This window comes from Microbispora sp. GKU 823, assembly GCF_002027145.1.
In the GTDB taxonomy this organism is placed as follows: domain Bacteria; phylum Actinomycetota; class Actinomycetes; order Streptosporangiales; family Streptosporangiaceae; genus Microbispora; species Microbispora siamensis.
Window position 1 is genome coordinate 18,288 of record NZ_MWJN01000094.1, and the last position, 16,669, is coordinate 34,956.

Annotated in this window: 17 protein-coding genes; 8 read left to right on the forward strand and 9 right to left on the reverse strand. The window is 73.1% G+C overall.

What is annotated here, in order from left to right; all coding sequences use genetic code 11:
• Positions 1-6: 6 nt before the first annotated feature.
• Positions 7-1,233, reverse strand: coding sequence for an FAD-binding oxidoreductase (locus tag B1L11_RS34475; RefSeq protein WP_079319513.1), 1,227 nt, complete (start codon positions 1,231-1,233; stop codon positions 7-9).
• Here B1L11_RS34475 and B1L11_RS34480 point away from each other — a divergent pair.
• The 7 genes from B1L11_RS34480 (at position 1,232) to B1L11_RS34510 (ending at position 7,608) form a co-directional block, all read left to right on the forward strand.
• Positions 1,232-1,885, forward strand: a complete 654-nt coding sequence (locus B1L11_RS34480) for a helix-turn-helix domain-containing protein (protein ID WP_239108701.1) — start codon at positions 1,232-1,234, stop codon at positions 1,883-1,885. The genes B1L11_RS34475 and B1L11_RS34480 overlap by 2 nt on opposite strands.
• 140 nt (positions 1,886-2,025) lie before the next feature.
• Positions 2,026-3,192 (forward strand): homogentisate 1,2-dioxygenase, encoded by a 1,167-nt coding sequence (locus B1L11_RS34485; protein ID WP_079319515.1) that lies wholly within the window; start codon positions 2,026-2,028, stop codon positions 3,190-3,192.
• Positions 3,189-4,280 (forward strand): fumarylacetoacetase, encoded by a 1,092-nt coding sequence (gene fahA / locus B1L11_RS34490; RefSeq protein WP_079319527.1) that lies wholly within the window; start codon positions 3,189-3,191, stop codon positions 4,278-4,280. Before B1L11_RS34485 ends, fahA begins: the two co-directional genes overlap by 4 nt.
• 38 nt (positions 4,281-4,318) lie before the next feature.
• Positions 4,319-5,497 carry an Ig-like domain-containing protein gene (locus B1L11_RS34495; RefSeq protein ID WP_256863139.1) on the forward strand — a complete coding sequence of 393 codons (1,179 nt, stop codon included), beginning with the start codon at positions 4,319-4,321 and terminating at the stop codon, positions 5,495-5,497.
• Between the two features lie 46 nt (positions 5,498-5,543).
• Positions 5,544-5,975: a VOC family protein gene (locus tag B1L11_RS34500; protein ID WP_079319516.1), complete on the forward strand. Its 432-nt coding sequence runs from the start codon at positions 5,544-5,546 to the stop codon at positions 5,973-5,975.
• A gap of 106 nt (positions 5,976-6,081) precedes the next feature.
• The gene (locus B1L11_RS34505) at positions 6,082-6,513 is read left to right on the forward strand and encodes an NfeD family protein (protein WP_079319517.1); all 432 of its coding nucleotides are present in this window, start codon (positions 6,082-6,084) and stop codon (positions 6,511-6,513) included.
• Positions 6,514-6,516: 3 nt separating this feature from the next.
• On the forward strand, positions 6,517-7,608 hold the full coding sequence (locus B1L11_RS34510) for an SPFH domain-containing protein (RefSeq protein ID WP_079319518.1): 1,092 nt from the start codon (positions 6,517-6,519) through the stop codon (positions 7,606-7,608).
• Between the two features lie 102 nt (positions 7,609-7,710).
• Here B1L11_RS34510 and B1L11_RS34515 read toward each other — a convergent pair whose 3' ends face one another.
• Complete coding sequence (locus tag B1L11_RS34515) at positions 7,711-8,364, reverse strand: TetR/AcrR family transcriptional regulator (protein WP_079319529.1); 654 nt, start codon at positions 8,362-8,364, stop codon at positions 7,711-7,713.
• 104 nt (positions 8,365-8,468) lie between these two features.
• On the opposite strand from B1L11_RS34515, the gene B1L11_RS34520 reads away from it, so the two are divergent.
• Positions 8,469-8,870 carry a Dabb family protein gene (locus B1L11_RS34520; RefSeq protein ID WP_079319519.1) on the forward strand — a complete coding sequence of 134 codons (402 nt, stop codon included), beginning with the start codon at positions 8,469-8,471 and terminating at the stop codon, positions 8,868-8,870.
• On the opposite strand, the gene B1L11_RS34525 is transcribed toward B1L11_RS34520, so the two are convergent.
• The 7 genes from B1L11_RS34525 to B1L11_RS34555 form a co-directional block, all read right to left on the reverse strand.
• Positions 8,867-10,474, reverse strand: a complete 1,608-nt coding sequence (locus tag B1L11_RS34525; RefSeq protein ID WP_256863140.1) for a YfjP family GTPase — start codon at positions 10,472-10,474, stop codon at positions 8,867-8,869. The two genes, B1L11_RS34520 and B1L11_RS34525, sit on opposite strands and share 4 nt — an antisense overlap.
• On the reverse strand, positions 10,471-12,198 hold the full coding sequence (locus B1L11_RS34530) for an ABC transporter (protein ID WP_079319520.1): 1,728 nt from the start codon (positions 12,196-12,198) through the stop codon (positions 10,471-10,473). Before B1L11_RS34530 ends, B1L11_RS34525 begins: the two co-directional genes overlap by 4 nt.
• A 49-nt stretch (positions 12,199-12,247) precedes the next feature.
• Positions 12,248-12,763 carry a hypothetical protein gene (locus B1L11_RS34535; protein ID WP_079319521.1) on the reverse strand — a complete coding sequence of 172 codons (516 nt, stop codon included), beginning with the start codon at positions 12,761-12,763 and terminating at the stop codon, positions 12,248-12,250.
• An 18-nt stretch (positions 12,764-12,781) separates the two neighbouring features.
• On the reverse strand, positions 12,782-13,987 hold the full coding sequence (locus tag B1L11_RS34540) for a cell wall metabolism sensor histidine kinase WalK (protein ID WP_218671493.1): 1,206 nt from the start codon (positions 13,985-13,987) through the stop codon (positions 12,782-12,784).
• 327 nt (positions 13,988-14,314) lie between these two features.
• The gene (locus tag B1L11_RS34545) at positions 14,315-15,004 is read right to left on the reverse strand and encodes a response regulator transcription factor (protein ID WP_079319522.1); all 690 of its coding nucleotides are present in this window, start codon (positions 15,002-15,004) and stop codon (positions 14,315-14,317) included.
• Positions 15,001-15,600: a hypothetical protein gene (locus B1L11_RS47360; protein WP_179155460.1), complete on the reverse strand. Its 600-nt coding sequence runs from the start codon at positions 15,598-15,600 to the stop codon at positions 15,001-15,003. The genes B1L11_RS34545 and B1L11_RS47360 overlap by 4 nt, the downstream gene beginning before the upstream one ends.
• 28 nt (positions 15,601-15,628) lie before the next feature.
• On the reverse strand, positions 15,629-16,669 hold a 1,041-nt coding region (locus B1L11_RS34555; RefSeq protein ID WP_079319524.1), incomplete at its 5' end, for an ABC transporter permease.

A 16,669-nucleotide genomic window follows, 5' to 3' on the forward strand; every position in this document is an offset into this window, starting at 1 on the left:
CTCTCTCTACGAGACGGTGCCGCCGCTGGTCCGCAGGCCCCGCGCCGTCGACCGCTCGTGCAGGCCGAACCGCGCCTCCGGCTCCCGCTCGCCGTCGAGGATCTCCGCCACGTATCCGGCCAGGGCCGGGGCGTGCTTGAAGCCGTGCCCGGACTCCCCGCCGAGCAGCCAGACGCCGTCCTCGACCTCGGCGATGATCCACTCGGCGTCCCTGGTCAGCGCGTACTGGCAGACCTGGCTGAACACCACCGGCGCGCCCACCAGTGACGGGAACCGCCTGGCAAGGTAGGCGCGCGCCTGCTCCTCGGTGTGCCGCAGCACCCGCCTGCCGCCGCTCTCCGGGTCGTACGGCTCGCCCTCGGCATCGCCGGTGATCTTCATCCCCATGCCGTCCAGGTCGCCGTGCCCGTACGCCGACAGGTCGTAGTCGCAGAACGCGGGCAGCGGCGGCGTGGTCCAGTCCCTGGGCACCCCGAAGTGGAAGGTGTCCTGCCGCGTCACCTGGACGTGTCCCGCCTCGTGCGGGAACAGCCGCGGCAGCCACGCGCCGCACGCCCAGACCACGCGGTCCGCCGTCAGCACCTCGCCGTCCGCCACGACACCGGCCCCTCGCCCGTACGGCACGGCCCGGGCGCGGACCTGCCGCACGCCGGCCGCGACGGCGAGGCGCGCGGTCACCTGCGTCGCCCGCCGGGCCCGCAGCACTCCGGCGTTCGGCTCCCACAGCACGAAGGCGAGGTCGTCGCCCCGCAGGCCGGGGAACCGCCGCGCCGCCTCGGCCGGATCGAGCAGCTCACAGGGGATGTCCAGCCGCTCGAGCACCCGGGCGCTGCGCGTCTCCCAGCCGTCCGGGTCGCGGGCGAACCACATCAGCCCCGACTCGACGTACAGGTCCTCGCCGGTCCGCTGCTCCAGCCGGCGCCAGGCGTCGCGGGCCTGCCGGGCCAGCCGGGGATACCAGTCGTCGGAGCCGTGCGCGCAGCGCAGCAGGCGGGTCTCCCCGGCGCTGGCCTGACGCACGTGACCGGCGCGTACTGCTCGACGAGCGTCACCCGCCAGCCCTCGTCGGCCAGCCGCAGCGCCAGCGACGCCCCCCCAGATCCCCGCCCCCACCACGATCGCCGACTTCATCCACCGCTCCTTGATCGCGGACCGAAACCTACGTCCGACGTAGGCTACGTCGGATGCAGGTTTCGCCGATCGCCGCACCGGTGCGGCGATAATCAAAGGCATGATGGCGGCCGAATCGGCGCAGACGCTCGAACGGGGCTTACGGCTGTTGCGGCTGCTCGCCGACGCGAACCGGGGCCGCACGCCGACCGAGCTCGCCCAGGAGCTGGGCCTGAGCCGGCCGATCGTCTACCGGCTCCTGACGACCCTGCAGGCCGAGGGCTTCGCCCGGCGGGACGCGCAGGGCCGCGTGCACCTGGGCTTCGGGGTGCTCGTGCTGGCCCAGGCCGTGCATCCCCTGCTGCGGGCGGCGGCGCTGCCGGCGCTGCGCGCGCTGGCGGAGCAGGCCGGGGCGACCGCGCACCTGACGGTGGCCGAGGGCGACGAGGGCCTGGCTGTCGCGGTGGTCGAGCCCTCGTGGACCGACTTCCACGTCGCCTACCGGGAGGGCTCGCGCCATCCGCTGACGCGCGGCGCGGCCGGGCTGGCGCTGCTCGCGCTGCGCGAGGGCCGCACGGAGCCGCCGCTGCACACGAGCAGCGGACACCTCCAGGAGGGCGCGCAGGGCATCGCCGCGCCGATCCCGGGCCTGCCGTGGCTGGAGGCGTCCGTCGGCGTGGTCAGCTTCGCCGACCTCGACGCGGACAAGGTGGGCCCGCTGGTCCTGGAGGCCGCCGGCCGCCTCACGTCCGCGCTGTCCGAGCCCCCGCGCTGACGATCACCACTTCAGCAGTGACCGGCAGCTTGACATTCCCGGCGGCATGGCGAATCGTCGTACATATATAGGACACTGGCGTCCGATTAACGGACAACGTTGCCGGACAAGCACAGGGCCGGACAAGCAGAGGAGGCGTCATGCCGTACTACCGCGTGGTCGGGGAGGTGCCGCGCAAGCGCCACGTGCAGTTCCGCGCACCCGACGGCGGGCTGTACAAGGAGGAGCTCATGGGAGAGGAGGGCTTCTCCTCCGACTCCTCGTTGCTCTACCACCGCCACGCGCCGACCGCCATCGTCAAGGCCGAGGCCGTGGACGCCGGAGCGCCCGGCCTCACGCCCAACCTGCCGCTGTCCCCGCGCCATTTCCGTACCCGGGACCTGACGCCCGACGGCGACCTGGTCTCCGGGCGGATGCTGCTCGCGGGCAACTCCGACGTCCGCATCTCGTACGCCGCGACGCAGGCGCCCAGCGAGCTGTACCGCGACTCGATGGGCGACGAGTGCGTCTACATCGCGAGCGGCAGGGCCCGGTTCGAGTCGGCGTACGGCGCGCTGGACGTGGCCGAGGGCGACTACGTGGTGATCCCCACAGGGACGATCCACCGGTGGGTGCCCGAGGGACCGGTGACCGCGCTGGTGATCGAGGCGGCCGGGCACATCAGGCCGCCGAAGCGCTACCTGTCCCAGTTCGGCCAGTTCCTTGAGCACGCGCCGTACTGCGAGCGCGACCTGCGCGCGCCGGCCGAGCCGCTGCTCGTGGACGGGGAGGAGGTCCCGGTCCTGGTCAGGACGCGGGGCGGGCTGACCCGGCTGACCTACGCCCACCATCCCTTCGACGTGGTGGGCTGGGACGGCTGCCTCTACCCGTACGCGTTCAACATCCAGGACTTCGAGCCGATCGTGAAGCGCACCCACGCGCCGCCGCCGGTCCACCAGACGTTCGAGGGCCCGGGCTTCGTCGTCTGCTCGTTCTGTCCCCGGCCGCTGGACTTCCACCCGGAGGCCGTGCCGATCCCGTACAACCACCACAACGTGGACTCCGACGAGTTCATGTTCTACGTGGGCGGCGACTACACGGCGAGGAGGGGGTCCGGCATCGACGTCGGCTCGATCTCGCTGCACCCGGCCGGCTTCACGCACGGCCCGCAGCCGGGCGCGGTGGAGGCCGCCGTCGAGGCCGTACGCCAGGGGCACACCGAGACGACCGAGATGGCCGTCATGATCGACACCTTCCGCCCGCTCGACCTCGGCCAGGCCGCCCTCGCGTGCGAGGACACCGACTACGCGTGGACGTGGGCGAGATGAGCTTCGGGCTCGACAATCTGCCGTACGGCGTGTTCTCCCGGCCCGGGGAGCCCCGCAGGGTCGGCGTCCGGGTCGCGGACCAGGTCCTCGACCTGGCGGCCGCCCTCGGCGGGGACGTCTACGCGGCGCCCAGCCTCAACCCGCTGCTGGCCCTGGGCCGTGCGGCCTGGCAGGAGACGCGGGCGCGGGTACGCGAGGCGGCGGCCACGGGCGACCACCTGATCCCGCTGGCGGAGGTGACCCTGCACCTGCCGGTCGAGGTGGCCGACTACGTCGACTTCTACGCCTCGCTCGAGCACGCGTCGAACCTCGGGCGGATGTTCCGGCCGGACGACGAGCCGCTGAAGCAGAACTGGCGGCACCTGCCCGTCGGCTACCACGGGCGGGCGGGCACCGTCGTCGTCTCGGGGACGCCGATCAGGCGGCCGTGCGGGCAGCGGCCGTCGTTCGGCCCGTCGCAGAAGCTCGACATCGAGGCGGAGGTCGGCTTCGTCGTCGGGGTGCCGACGCGGCTGGGCGAGCGCGCGGGCGCGTTCGAGGACCACGTCTTCGGGGTGGCGCTCGTCAACGACTGGAGCGCCCGCGACATCCAGGCGTGGGAGTACGTCCCGCTCGGTCCTTTCCTGGGCAAGTCGTTCGCCACCTCGATGTCCGCGTGGGTCACGCCGCTCGACGCTCTGGAGGAGGCCAGGGTCGAGGGCCGGTCGCAGGACCCCGAGCCCCTTCCCTATCTCGTCAGGCAGGCGCCCTGGGGGCTCGACCTCACCCTGCGCGTCGACCTGAACGGCGAGACGGTCTCGACGCCGTCGTTCCGCGACATGTACTGGACGCCCGACCAGATGCTCGCCCACATGACCGTGAACGGCGCCCGTCTGCGCACCGGCGACCTGTTCGCGAGCGGGACGGTCTCGTCGATCGGCCAGCCGGGCTCGCTCATCGAGCTGACCTGGAACGGCGCGGACCCGGTCAAACTGCCCGGTGAGACCCGCACCTTCCTGGAGGACGGCGACACCGTCACGATCAGCGCGTGGACCTCGCACGGGATCAGCCTCGGCGAGGTCTCGGGGAAGGTCCTTCCGGCCACTTAGCGTATTTCTGTCGTCACCCCTCGCTATCTTGGGTGCCCGTGAAGCCACGCACCCTGCCTCCCGCCGCCCGTGCCCTGTTCGCGGTGCTGCTCGTGGCCTGTCCCGCGCTCATCGCGGGCTGCGCCGTACGCGTGCCGCCCGTGCCGCGCATCACGATGACCCCCGCCTCCGGCGCGGCGTCCGTCGCGCGAGCGGGGTTGGTCGTCAGGGCGGAGGGCGGCAGGCTGACCAGCGTGCTGGCGTTCGCGGGGCGCGACCCGGTGCCCGGCGCCTTCGACCCGGCCCGCACCGTGTGGCGGTCGTCGTGGACGCTGCGCCCCGGCACGCAGTATGTCGTCAACGCCGTCGCCACCGGCGCCCAGGGCGTCACCGCCCAGGTCGCGGGCCGGTTCCGCACGCTCACCCCGCGCCGTGAGGTCGCCGTCGCCTCGGTCGTCCCCTACGACGGGGAGACGGTCGGGATCGGCATGCCGATCATCGTGACGTTCACCAGGCCGGTCGAGGACCGCGCGGCGGTCGAGCGGGCGCTGGAGGTCCGGGGCCCGGCCGAGGGCGCCTGGCACTGGGCGAGCTCCACCCAGGTCGTCTACCGGCCGCGGAAGTGGTGGCCAGTCGGCGGCGACGTGCGTTTCATCGCTCATCTCGCCGGCGTCCGCGCCGCCCCCGGCACGTACGGCGCGGCCGACCGGAGCGTGGCCTTCACCGTGGGGCGGGCCATGATCAGCACGGTCGACACCCGTGCCCACCAGATGGTGGTGCGGCAGGACGGCAGGGTGGCCCAGCGCATGCCGATCAGCGCCGGCATGGCGACCACCAGGGAGTACACGACCACGAGCGGGATCCACCTGACGATGGACAAGGGCAACCCCGTCCGCATGGTCTCGCCGGGCCGCCGCAAGGGCGACCCCGGCTACTACGACAAGTTGATCGACTACGCCGTGCGGATCTCCAACAGCGGCGAGTACGTCCACGCGCTGGACAACCTGTGGGCGCAGGGCCGGGCCAACGTCAGCCACGGCTGCGTGAACGTCCGCCCCGACCAGGCGCGGTGGTTCTACGAGCACGCGCTGCGCGGCGATCCCGTCGTCGTCACCGGCACCACGCGCGCACTGGAGTGGAACAACGGCTGGGGCTACTGGCAGCTCTCCTGGCCCCGGTGGCTGGCCGGCAGCGCCCTCCCGCACGCCGTCGCCGGGACCCCTTCCGCCGCTTCTTGACAGAGGTGGCCGCATCCAAGTCAGCGTCCTGCATTACGGTCGAGTCATGGCAGTAGCAATCGATCTGACCCTTTACTGCGAGAACGCCCGGCTCCTCGCCGAGTTCTGGAAGACGGCGCTCGGCTACGTCGACGAGATCCCGGCGGCCCGATACGCGACCAGTGAGGAGTCGTTCGCGCGGTCCGACCTGCCGTCCGGCGGCGCCGAGGACGACGGGGCCTGCCTCTGCGACCCCGAGGGGGTCGGCCCTCGGCTCTCCATCCTCCGGGTCCCCGAGCGGAAGACGGCGGAGAACCGGCTCCACATCGACGTCCGCGTGCCGGGAGACGGCACGGCCGCCGACCGGTGGGAGCGGATCAGGGCGGAGGCCGCCCGGCTGGTGCGCGCCGGCGGCACGATCCTCGAGGCGTTCGACGACCACATCCTGATGGCCGACCCGGAGGGCAACGAGTTCCGCGTCGCCCCGTCCCCGGCGTGAAACCCGCCTGAGCCACGGCGCTCTGGGAGACCGCGGCCGTACGCGTTAGGTTTGAGGAGGAGGAACCCGGCCAGAGCGGTGTTCGTTCATTGCTATGGAGGCGGCAATGGACCCCTGGATCGTATGGCTCATCCTGGCGGCGGTGCTGGGTGCCGCGGAGATCTTCACGCTGACCGCGGCGTTGGGGCTGCTGTCCGTCGCGGCCCTGCTCACGACCGTCGTCGCGGCCGTCGGACTGCCGCCCGCGATCCAGTTGGCCGTGTTCGTCGTCGCCTCCGCCGCCGGCCTCGCCGGGGTGCGCCCGATCGCGCTCCGGCACATCAAGCAGCCGCCGCCGAAGCGCTTCGGAGTGTCCGCGCTCGTCGGCAAGTCCGCGTACGTGACCAAGGAGGTCACCGGCAGGGACGGCCGGGTCCGGATCGGTGGCGAGGAGTGGTCGGCACGTGCCTACGACGAGACGCTCGTGATCCCGCCGGGGGCCACGGTCGACGTCATGGAGATCGAGGGCGCCACCGCCCTCGTCTATCCCCGGGAGTGAGCAATGGACGCAGCAGTGGTCGCCGGAATCGTCATCGCGTTCGTCGCGATCCTGACGGTGCTGCGGGCGGTCCGGATCGTGCCCCAGGCCAGAGCCGGCAACGTCGAGCGCCTGGGCAGGTACTACCGCACACTCGGCCCCGGCCTGAACTTCGTCATCCCCTTCATCGACCGGGTCCGGCCGCTGCTGGACCTGCGTGAGCAGGTGGTGTCGTTCAAGCCGCAGCCGGTCATCACCGAGGACAACCTCGTCGTGGACATCGACACGGTGCTGTATTTCCAGGTCACCGATCCCCGGGCGGCGGAGTACGAGATCGCCAACTTCATCCAGGGCGTCGAGCAGCTCACCGTGACGACGCTGCGCAACGTGGTCGGCGGCATGGACCTGGAGAAGACGCTCACCTCTCGTGACATGATCAACAGCCAGCTGCGCGGCGTGCTGGACGAGGCCACCGGCAAGTGGGGCATCCGGGTCAACCGAGTCGAGATCAAGGCGATCGACCCGCCGAAGACCATCAAGGACGCGATGGAGAAGCAGATGCGCGCCGAGCGGGACAAGCGCGCGGCGATCCTCACGGCCGAGGGCCAGCGGCAGTCGCAGATCCTCACGGCCGAGGGTGAGAAGCAGAGCGCGATCCTGCGCGCCGAGGGCGAGCGGACCTCCCAGATCCTCAAGGCCCAGGGCCAGTCGCAGGCGATCGACGAGGTGTTCCAGGCCGTGCACCGCAACGACCCCGACCCCAAGCTGCTCGCCTACCAGTACCTCCAGGTGCTGCCCCAGCTCGCCCAGGGCCAGGGCAACACGATGTGGGTGATCCCGAGCGAGGTCACCTCGGCGCTCAACACGCTGTCGAGGGCGTTCACCGAGTCGCTGCCCGCCAGCCGGGTCACCGGGGCGGACGGCAGGCACGAGCGGAGCGCGGCGGGCAGCGAGGCGGTCGCCGAGGCCGAGCGCGCCGCCGCCGAGGCCAAGGCGGCGGCCGAGGACAGCGAGCTGGGGCCGCGCCAGATCGAGGCCCGTCGTCCCGCCCTCGGCGCGGACGGCGTCTCCAACCCCGACCCGGCCCACGCCGTACGCCCGGACGAGCGCCCGTAGCGCACTCAGACCATGGCCGGGTAAGCGGCGCGCACCTCGGGACCACCGGGGACGCGCGGAGCGGGGTCCGCGGAGAGCAGGACCACAGCAGCTCGTTCCCTGTCAGGCGCCTGCCGCCGGTCCGTACGCCCGCAGGAAGGTGTCGACGGCGGCATCGGCCACTCCGCGGGCCTCCTCGGGGGAGGCGGTGCGGGTGCCGAGCGCCGTCCGCACCTCCATCGGGCCGGTGAGCAGCGCCAGGAACTGCTCGGCCGCGAGCGCCGGATCGCAGGGACGTAGGCGTCCGGACAGGGAGAGCCGGGCCAGCCGATCCGCCAGGGCCTCGGCGAGCCGGCGCCCCGTCCGCCCCTGCACGATCTCGACGATGTCGGGGGTTCGGGCGATCTGGCCGTAGGTCAGCCGTCGCAGCGCGTGCGAGCGCTCACCGCAGCACACCTGGAGCAGGCTGTACGCCACGTCCTCGAAGACGGCCCGCAGATCGTCACCGGGATCCCGCAGCCTGTCCACCACGGCCAGGTTCTCCGCCGACACGGCGTCGGCCGCGACCTCCATCGCCTGCCGGAACAGGCTCTCCTTGTCGCCGAAGTGGTTGTAGACGGTCAGCTTGGCGACCCCCGCCGCTTCGGCGATCTCCTGCACGGACGCCTGCGCATAGCCCTGCTCGGCGAAGACGGCGAAAGCGGCCTCCAGGATCGCCCGCCGCTTGTCGATGCGTCCCCGGGAGTCGGGGCGTCCCGCCGTCGTCAGCTCCGCCATCACGACCCGCACTGTACCAGCGGGACCACTTAAGTGAACCTGCTTGTTCAAAACCTTTCAGATCAATAGAGTAAACCGGCAAGTTCAATCTGGAAGGGAAACTCGTGATCGTCAACATCCTGCGGTTCAGCTTCAGAGACGGGACCACCGACGAGGAGAAGGAGGAGGTGCTGGCGGCGATGAGGCGCACGGCGTCCGTCGAGTCGGTGGCGTTCTCCAGCGTCGGCCAGGACCTGGGGGATCCCTCCGACGGCTACACCCACGCCTACCTCGCCGCCGTCGAGGACCTCGCGGCGCTGGAGCGGTACATGTACGACCCGGTGCATCTGGAAGGCGACCCGCACATCCTGCCCCGCCTCGACCGGCTCTCGGCGGTGCGCCTGTCGGACGACCCGGATCCCGGCCTGCACGAGAAGATCACCGCCATGCACCTGAAGAAGGTGGCGACCTATCCCGAGTGGGGCCGGCTCCTCGACGCCATCCCCAACGGCCGGGTCTCCGGTTAGCGGCGGCCCCCGGCGCTCAGGACGCGGCAAGGGCCACGCGATCGGCGAAGCGGGTGTAACGCGACAGCTCGTCGCGTGCCGGGGTGATGATCAGCTCCCCGGCGACCTGTTCGATGCCGGCGCGCAACTCCTTGGCGGCTCTGCGCGCCCTGCGCCGCCCCCCGGCCCAGGCGAACACCCGGCACAGCGCGGCGATCAGCACGCCCGCCAGCGCGCCGCCCAGCAGGAGCACGGTCGGCCACGGCGCCCGGCCGACCGTGGGGGTGGGAAGGCCCGGGCAGCATGAGGTAGTCCAGCGCGAAGCGCACGAGCAGCCAGATCGCGCCCGCGGCCATCGCGGCGACCGTCAGCCACTGCGCGGTCCCCGCCACCCGCCACCACCGAGGGGCGCTGGAGACGCCGCCCGAGGTGGCCGCGGCGATCGTGCGGTCGAGGGCGTCCGTCAGCTCCTCCGACCGCGAGCGCGCCGCGTGCCGTACGGCTGTCGCCCACGGCTCGGGCACCGTGGCCGAGGCCGCGGCCCCGACGTCGCGCAGGGCGGTGTCCACGGCCGAGACCTCCACGGCGGTGGCCGCGGGCAGCGAGGAACGGGCGCCCTTGGCCAGGTGGAGACGGCGCAGCGGATCGGGCCGCAGCCTGCGCAGCCAGCGCGTCACCGGCCAGCCCGTCGCGGCGATCGAGCGGTGCCGATGCGACTTCGCGACCGCCTCGATCACGACGGGCACTCCGGCCGCCTGTGCGAGCGCCCGCGTCAGAGCTCTGCTCACGGCGACCTCCGGCACCGCGACCTGTCCCGGCGCGGGCGGGGCGCCCGCCCAGAGCGCGGCGGCGGCCGAGGCCACGTCGGCGGCGAGCCGCGACGACCAGGCGCGGCGGCGGGAGACCTGACGGTCGAGCAGCGTCCGCAGTTCGGGGACGCCCTCGCCGGTGCGGGCGGAGACGCCGAGCACCGGCACCCCCTCGAGCCCGTCGGCCGCCAGCAGGCCGCGCAGGTCGTCGAGACAACGCTTGACCGACCGCTCCGGCAGCCGGTCCACCTGGTTGAGCACGACGACCATGACGTCCCGGTGCCGGGCGAGCGGGCGCAGGTAGCGCTCGTGCACGGCCGCGTCGGCGTACTTCTGCGGGTCGAGCACCCAGACCAGCAGATCGACCGCGGCGACCAGGCGGTCGACCTCCCTGCGGTGGGACAGCTCGATGGAGTCGTGGTCGGGCAGGTCCAGCAGGATCAGCCCCGACGCGTCGCCCTCGACCGTGTGACGCAACGGGACGTCGAGCCAGTCGAGCAGCGGTCCCGAGCCGTCCGGGCCCCACAGGGCCGCCTGCGCCTTGGCGGTCGTCGGCCGGGTCACTCCCACCGTCGCCAGTTCGGTCCCGGACAGGGCGTTGAACAGCGACGACTTGCCGCTGCCCGTCGCCCCGGCGAGGGCGACCGCGGTGTGCTCCACCGACAGGCCGCGCCGTGCGCCCGCCCGGGCGACCACGGCGCGGGCGTGGTCCACGGCCTCCTGGCCGAGTTTGCCCTCCGCCAGGTCGGCGGCCTCGGCGAGCGCCTCCAGGCGGTCGTCCAGCGACACCTCCGCCTTCCTGCGCGGGAGCTTCACAGGACGCCCCTCTCCTGTACGGCCTTTGCGGCCTCCCTCAGCCGGGCCGCCGTCTCCGGAGCCGGGCCCAGCCCCTCCACGAGGGAGGTGAAGCGGGAGCACTCCTCGTCGAGCAGCGCGCGGACGCGCCGTCGCAGGTCCTCGCGCGCCTCCTGGGTCAGCGTGCGTACGGCCTGGTCGCCGAAGACGGCTTCGAGCAGCTTCTGGCTGAGCACGCCGGTGCCTCCGGCGATGCCCAGCTCGATGCCGGTGATCCCGCCGGTCGTGGAGAACACCGCCAGCATGATCAGTACGCCGAGGCTGTTCACGCCGAACGACGCCGCCCGGGCGAGCGTGCGCCGGTCGGCGCCCTCGGAGCGGACGAGATCGAGCACGTGCCCCTGCCAGTCGCGTACAGCCGCGCCGGCCCGGCCGGGCAGATCGGCGGACGCGCGGCCGAGCCGCCCGGAGACGGCGACGCCGGACTTCTCCAGCAGGTCGCGCCCGGCGGGAAGGGCCAGCCACGCCTCGACGGCCCGCTCCGCGGCGCCGTCGGCGGTGGCGCGGATCAGCGACTCCACCCCGCTCTCCAGCGCGACCCGCAGCTCCCTGTCGGGCGCGGGGCGGCCCCGGAAGGCGGCGACGAGGCGATCACGCAGCCAGCCGACACGGGACTCCAGGGCCCGCATGAGGTCGCCGGTGCCCACGAAGTCCTGCCAGCGGGCCAGCACCTCCCCGCGCAGCAGCCTGCCGTCGCGCATCCCCTCGTCGAACGCCGACATCGCCACGTCGTACGCCCTGGCCGCGATGTCGCGCAGCTCGGCGATCCCCGCCCGCTGGCGCTCCACCCGGTCGGCCAGGTCGGGCACCCGGGTGCCGAGGCTGTCCAGGGCGCCGGTCAGGGTCCGCCGTACGACCTCGGCCCGCGCCTTGGCGTCCACGGACAGGTCGGCGAGCCAGGTCGCGATCGGCTGCACGACGTGGGCGGGCAGCCGGGCCCGCTCCGACGGCAGCTCCAGCTCCGGAACGGCGAACAGCGGCGTGCCGCCCAGGCCGTTCTCCCGCAGGAGCCGGGTCAGGTCGGCGGCTACGGGGTCACGTGCCTCGGCCGGAACCCGCTGGAGGATCACCGCGAGCGCCGTGCTCCGCTCCCGGGCCAGGCGCAGGAAGCTCCACGGCACCTCGTCGGCGTACCGCGCGGCGGTCGTGACGAACAGCCACAGGTCGGCCGCGGCGAGGAGCTGCGCGGCCAGCTCGCGGTTGGCCGTGACGATCGAGTCGATGTCGGGGGCGTCGAGCAGCGCCAGCCCGGGGGGCAGGGCCTCCACGGGGGCGATCCGCAGGGTGCCGGGCTCGCCGCGTCCCCCGCAGGCCGACCCGCCCGTCACCCTCGCCAGCCCGGGCAGGATCGCGGTGGAGGTGAACCAGACGGCGTCGGCGGGGTTGCACACCAGAGTCGGCGCGAGCGTGGTGGGCCGCAGCACCCCGGGCTCGGTCACGATCATGCCGGCCAGCGAGTTGACCAGGGTGGACTTGCCCGCCCCGGTGGAACCGCCGACCACGGCGAGCAGCGGCGCGTCGATGGCCGCCAGGCGGGGCAGCAGGTAGTCGTCGAGCTGCCCGCGCAGCTCCCCCAGGACGCGCCGGTCGCCCGCGGCGTCCCCGATCTCCAGGGGGAACAGGTCCTGATCGAGGTGACGCCGCAGGCTCTCCAGGGCGGCCCGCAGCCTGTCGTTCCCCGCCATACTTTCGACCTTCCCTGAGGAAGGCCACCGAATCAGCCGCTCCGGCCGGTCAGGCGGCGGGAGTGGGCGCGGGCAGCAGCACCTTGCACTTGTCGTACGCCTTGGCCACCTTGGGGTCCGTCGTGGACAGATCGCGCACGCGTCCGCCGGCGGGCAGCTCGGCGCCGTTGTCCTTCATGCAGGTGCGGAACGCCTGCATGGCCTGCGGATCGACGCCGCGCCCGCCGCCGAACCCGCCCCGGCCGCCTTGCGGCATCAGGGAGCGGCACGCCTCGAACGCCTTGCTCATGGCGGGGTCCATCGAGCGGAATCCGCCGAAGCCCCCGCTCGGTCTGGCGGTCGGTCTGCCCGAGGGTCTGGCGCTGGGCCGCCCGCTGGGCGGCGTGACGCCGTTCTTGCGCAGGCACTCGGTGAACGCGGCCCGGGGGTCGGCGCTCGAACCACCGCCGGCGGCGGCCTGCGTGGTGGTCGGGGCGGCGGTGTCGTCACCGCCGCCGCAGCCGGTCACCGTGACCGCCAGGGCCGCCGCGGCGACCGCGATGGACAGGTATCGCAAAGGGATCACCCTCGCCTTTCGTTGGACTCACCGAGGAGGGCACGCGGGGAGGCGGACGCGGAACACCGCGCCGCGGCCGGGCTCGCTGTCGGCCGTGATGGTGCCGCCGTGGGCCTGGACGAGAGCGGCGGCGATGGACAGCCCGAGCCCCGTGCCGCCGGAGTCCGACCGGCTGCGCGAGGGATCGGCGCGGTAGAACCTCTCGAAGACGCGCTCCACGTCGCCGGGGGCCAGGCCGGGCCCGTCGTCGGCCACCTCGATCAGGGCCTGCGATCCGGGCACGATCCCCACGCCGACGCGGAAGGCGGTGCCCGCGGGGGTGTGCCGCAGGGCGTTGCTGACGAGGTTGCCGACGACCTGGCGCAGCCGCGCCTCGTCGCCGAGCACCCGCACCGGCTCGTCCGAGCCGTCCAGCCGCAGCAGGTCGATCTCCCGGTCGGGCGCGAGGGTCTGCGCGTCGAGCACCGCCCCCGCCGCGAGGCTGAGCACGTCGACCGGGCGGCGTTCGAGGGGGCGCTGCTGGTCGAGCCGGGCGAGCAGCAGCAGGTCGTCCACGAGCAGGCCCATCCGTACGGCCTGGTCCTCGATCCGGCGCAGCAGCAGGACGGGGTCCTGCGAACTCTGCTGCCGGTACAGCTCGGCGAAGCCGCGGATCGAGGTGAGCGGGGTGCGCAGCTCGTGGGAGGCGTCGGCCATGAACCGGCGCATCCGCTCCTGCGACGCCTCCCGCTCCCGGAACGCCGTCTCGATCTGCGTGAGCATGCCGTTGATGGACCGGCCGAGACGGCCCATCTCCGTACGCCGGTGCCGGAGCGGGACGCGCCGGGACAGGTCGCCCGCCGCGATCGCCTCCGCCGTCCGCTCGATCTCCCCCAGCGGGCGCAGGCTGCGCCGTACGAGCCAGTAGCAGGCGATCCCGAGCGCGACGAGCACGGCGAGGCCGACCCCCAGGACGATCACCGCCAGCCGCGAGACCGTGCCGTCGATGTCGGCCAGGCTGATGGCCGCGACGCGGAAGCGGGTGCCGTCCTCCTCGCGTACGGCGATCGCCCGCCACAGCGCCCCCGAGGGGCTCTCCACCGTGAACAGCCACTGCCTGCGGTCCTGCAGGGGCCTGGGCAGCGCGGGCGGCGGATCGGCGCTCGGCGGCTCCTGGACGGTGCGGACGACGGCGCCGTTGCGGTCGAGCAGGACGATGTAGAACGAGCCGAACTGCCGCGGCGGCCGGAACACGTTGCCCGTGACCGCGGACGGAGGAGGCGGTTCCGCCGGGCGCGGCCGACGGCCATGAGCTGCGCGTCGACCCGGTCCACCAGGTAGCCCCGCAGGAGCTGTACGGCGAAGCCGCCGGTCAGCGCGATCGCGAGCGCCACGAGCAGCAGCGTCCCCGCCACGAGCCGCAGCCAGAGCGGGGTCCTCGCGACCCGCCGCCGCAGCTCGCGGACGCTCAGCAGGCGCAGCACCGCGCCCGCACGCGGCGGCCGCGGCCACCGGCGGGTGCCGGCCGGCCCACCGGCCTTCGCACCGGCGTCGCGGGCCGGCCCGCCGACGTGGAGCAGGTCACTGACGCGGCGCACGGAGGACATAGCCCACGCCGCGGAGCGTGTGGATCAGCTTGGGCTCGGCGGTGTCGATCTTGCGCCGCAGATAGGACACGTACGACTCGACCACGTTGTGGTCGCCGCCGAAGTCGTAGTGCCAGACGTGGTCGAGGATCTGCGCCTTCGACACCACCCGGCCCTGGTTGACCATGAAGTAGTGCAGCAGCTTGAACTCGGTGGGCGACAGCCGTACGGGGACGCCGTCCCGCCAGACCTGGCGGGAGTCCTCGTCGAGCTCGAGGTCGGCGACCCGCAGCCGGGCGGGGACGGCGTCGCCGCCGCGCGTGCGGCGCAGCACGGCCCGGATGCGCGCGAGCACCTCCTCCAGGCTGAACGGCTTGGTGACGTAGTCGTCGCCGCAGCCGAGCCCGGTGATCTTGTCCTCGTTCGCGTCCCTGGCGGTGAGGAACAGCACGGGGACCCGCCGCCCGGAGGCGTGGAGCCGGTCGGAGACGGCGAAGCCGTCCAGATCCGGCAGCATGACGTCGAGCACGATCAGATCGGGACGCACCTTGCCGGCGATCTGGACCGCCTCCCGGCCGGTGGACGCGGTGATCACCTCGAACCCGGCGTACCGGAGGCTCGCCGACAGCAACTCCCTGATGTCGGGCTCGTCATCGACGACCAGCAGGCGGCCCTCCACGGTCACGATCCCGCCCTCCTCCCCATGGCCGAGCCCTCGGTGACGGACGTCGCCGCCACCTGACCCTGGGCGTCGGCGGTCCCCGCGACGGTGACGAAGCTGCCCGGCTTCAGGTCGGAGACCTTGCCCGTCCGGGTGACCTGGACCTTGGTGTCTCGCGAGGTCGTCACCGTGACCACGCCGCCGTTCACGGTCTGGACGTAGATCTTGTCGCCGTCGACCAGCTTGACCGTGCCGAAGGTCATGCCGCCGGGCCCTGCTCCTGCCCCTGCGCCCGCCCCTCTTCCGGCGCCGCCGCCCGCGCCCGCGAAGCCGCCGCCCGCGCCTCGTGCGTACCCGCCGCCGAGCCCACCGCCCACGGGGGCCTGGCCGTACGCGCCGGGACCGGCCGCGCGGGACGGGACCTGACCCGAAGTGGGGCCGCCCAGGAGCTTCTGCACCTGGATGCCGAGGAGCAGCCCGGCCACGAGCAGGACGCCTCCGGCCAGGGCGAGCGTCAGCTTCGACCCGCCCGCCCGAGCGGGACGCGCGGCCAGCACCTCTTGGAGGTCGTCGTCGAACGGCGAGGTCTCCAGAAGCTCCTCGGTGTCGTGCCTGCTCACATTCATCTCCCTTCCATGGGCCCGGCCATCATTCGAAGCGGAGGGCTTCGATCGGCCGCAGCCCGGCGGCGCGGTTGGCGGGGTAGCTGCCGAAGAACAGGCCGATCGCGACCGAGACGCCGAGCGCCAGCGCGATCGACGTGGGGACGATCACCGGCTGGACGCCCGCGATCGTGAACTGGGCGCCGATCACGGCGATCAGCACGCCCAGCAGGCCGCCGACGAGGCTGAGCATTGTCGCCTCGGCGAGGAACTGGCCGAGGATCGCGCCCTTGGGCGCGCCGATCGCCTTGCGGATGCCGATCTCCCTGGTCCGCTCGGTGACCGTGACGAGCATGATGTTGGTGATGCCGATGCCGCCGACGAGCAGGCTGATCGCGGCCACCGCGCCGAGCAGCACCGTGAACGTCCCGGTCGCCGCGCTGACCGTCTCCTGCAGGGTCGCCTGGTTGAGGATGCGGTAGTCGGCGCTCACCGAGCCGGTGATGCCGTGCCGCTGGTTGAGCACCTCGGTGACCTCGGTCTGCGCGGCGTCCACCGCCTCGGCGCTCTTGGCCTGGACGAGGATCTGCCCCAGCGGCCCGAATCCGGTCAGACTCTGCTGCACGGCGGGCAGCGGGGCGATGGCCACGTCGTCGGCGTCCTGGAACCCGGACGAGCCGGCCTCCTTGAGCACGCCCACGACGGTGAACGGCACGCCCGACACCGTGATCTGCTTGCCGAGGGGATCGACCGTGCCGAACAGGTTCTCGGCCACCGTCTGCCCGATCACCACGACCTTGCGCGCGGCGAGCACGTCGTCGTTGTAGAAGTAGGCGCCCTTGACCACCGGCTTGTTGGACGCCTCGAAGTAGCTCGGGTAGGTGCCCACGAGCTGGCTGATCGAGTGGCTCGCCCCTTCGTACGTCGCGGTCTGGGACTGGGCCGTCACGACCGGCGAGACGCTCTTGACGGAGGGGGCGTTCGCCGGGTCGGCCAGCGCCCGCGCGTCGTCGACGGTGAGGTCCTTGGCCTGGGTGCGCGGGCCGGTGTTCTGCCGCCCGGCCTGCGTGCCGCCTCCCCCGCCGCC

Excerpts from the sequence above, each read along its gene's own strand:
- B1L11_RS34480 (WP_239108701.1), top strand. The coding sequence starts at position 1,232 with ATGATGGCGGCCGAATCGGCGCAGACGCTCGAACGGGGCTTACGGCTG.
- B1L11_RS34475 (WP_079319513.1), bottom strand. The coding sequence starts at position 1,233 with ATGCCTTTGATTATCGCCGCACCGGTGCGGCGATCGGCGAAACCTGCA.
- B1L11_RS34485 (WP_079319515.1), top strand. The coding sequence starts at position 2,026 with ATGCCGTACTACCGCGTGGTCGGGGAGGTGCCGCGCAAGCGCCACGTG.
- fahA (WP_079319527.1), top strand. The coding sequence starts at position 3,189 with ATGAGCTTCGGGCTCGACAATCTGCCGTACGGCGTGTTCTCCCGGCCC.
- B1L11_RS34500 (WP_079319516.1), top strand. The coding sequence starts at position 5,544 with ATGGCAGTAGCAATCGATCTGACCCTTTACTGCGAGAACGCCCGGCTC.
- B1L11_RS34505 (WP_079319517.1), top strand. The coding sequence starts at position 6,082 with ATGGACCCCTGGATCGTATGGCTCATCCTGGCGGCGGTGCTGGGTGCC.
- B1L11_RS34510 (WP_079319518.1), top strand. The coding sequence starts at position 6,517 with ATGGACGCAGCAGTGGTCGCCGGAATCGTCATCGCGTTCGTCGCGATC.
- B1L11_RS34515 (WP_079319529.1), bottom strand. The coding sequence starts at position 8,364 with ATGGCGGAGCTGACGACGGCGGGACGCCCCGACTCCCGGGGACGCATC.
- B1L11_RS34530 (WP_079319520.1), bottom strand. The coding sequence starts at position 12,198 with ATGGCGGGGAACGACAGGCTGCGGGCCGCCCTGGAGAGCCTGCGGCGT.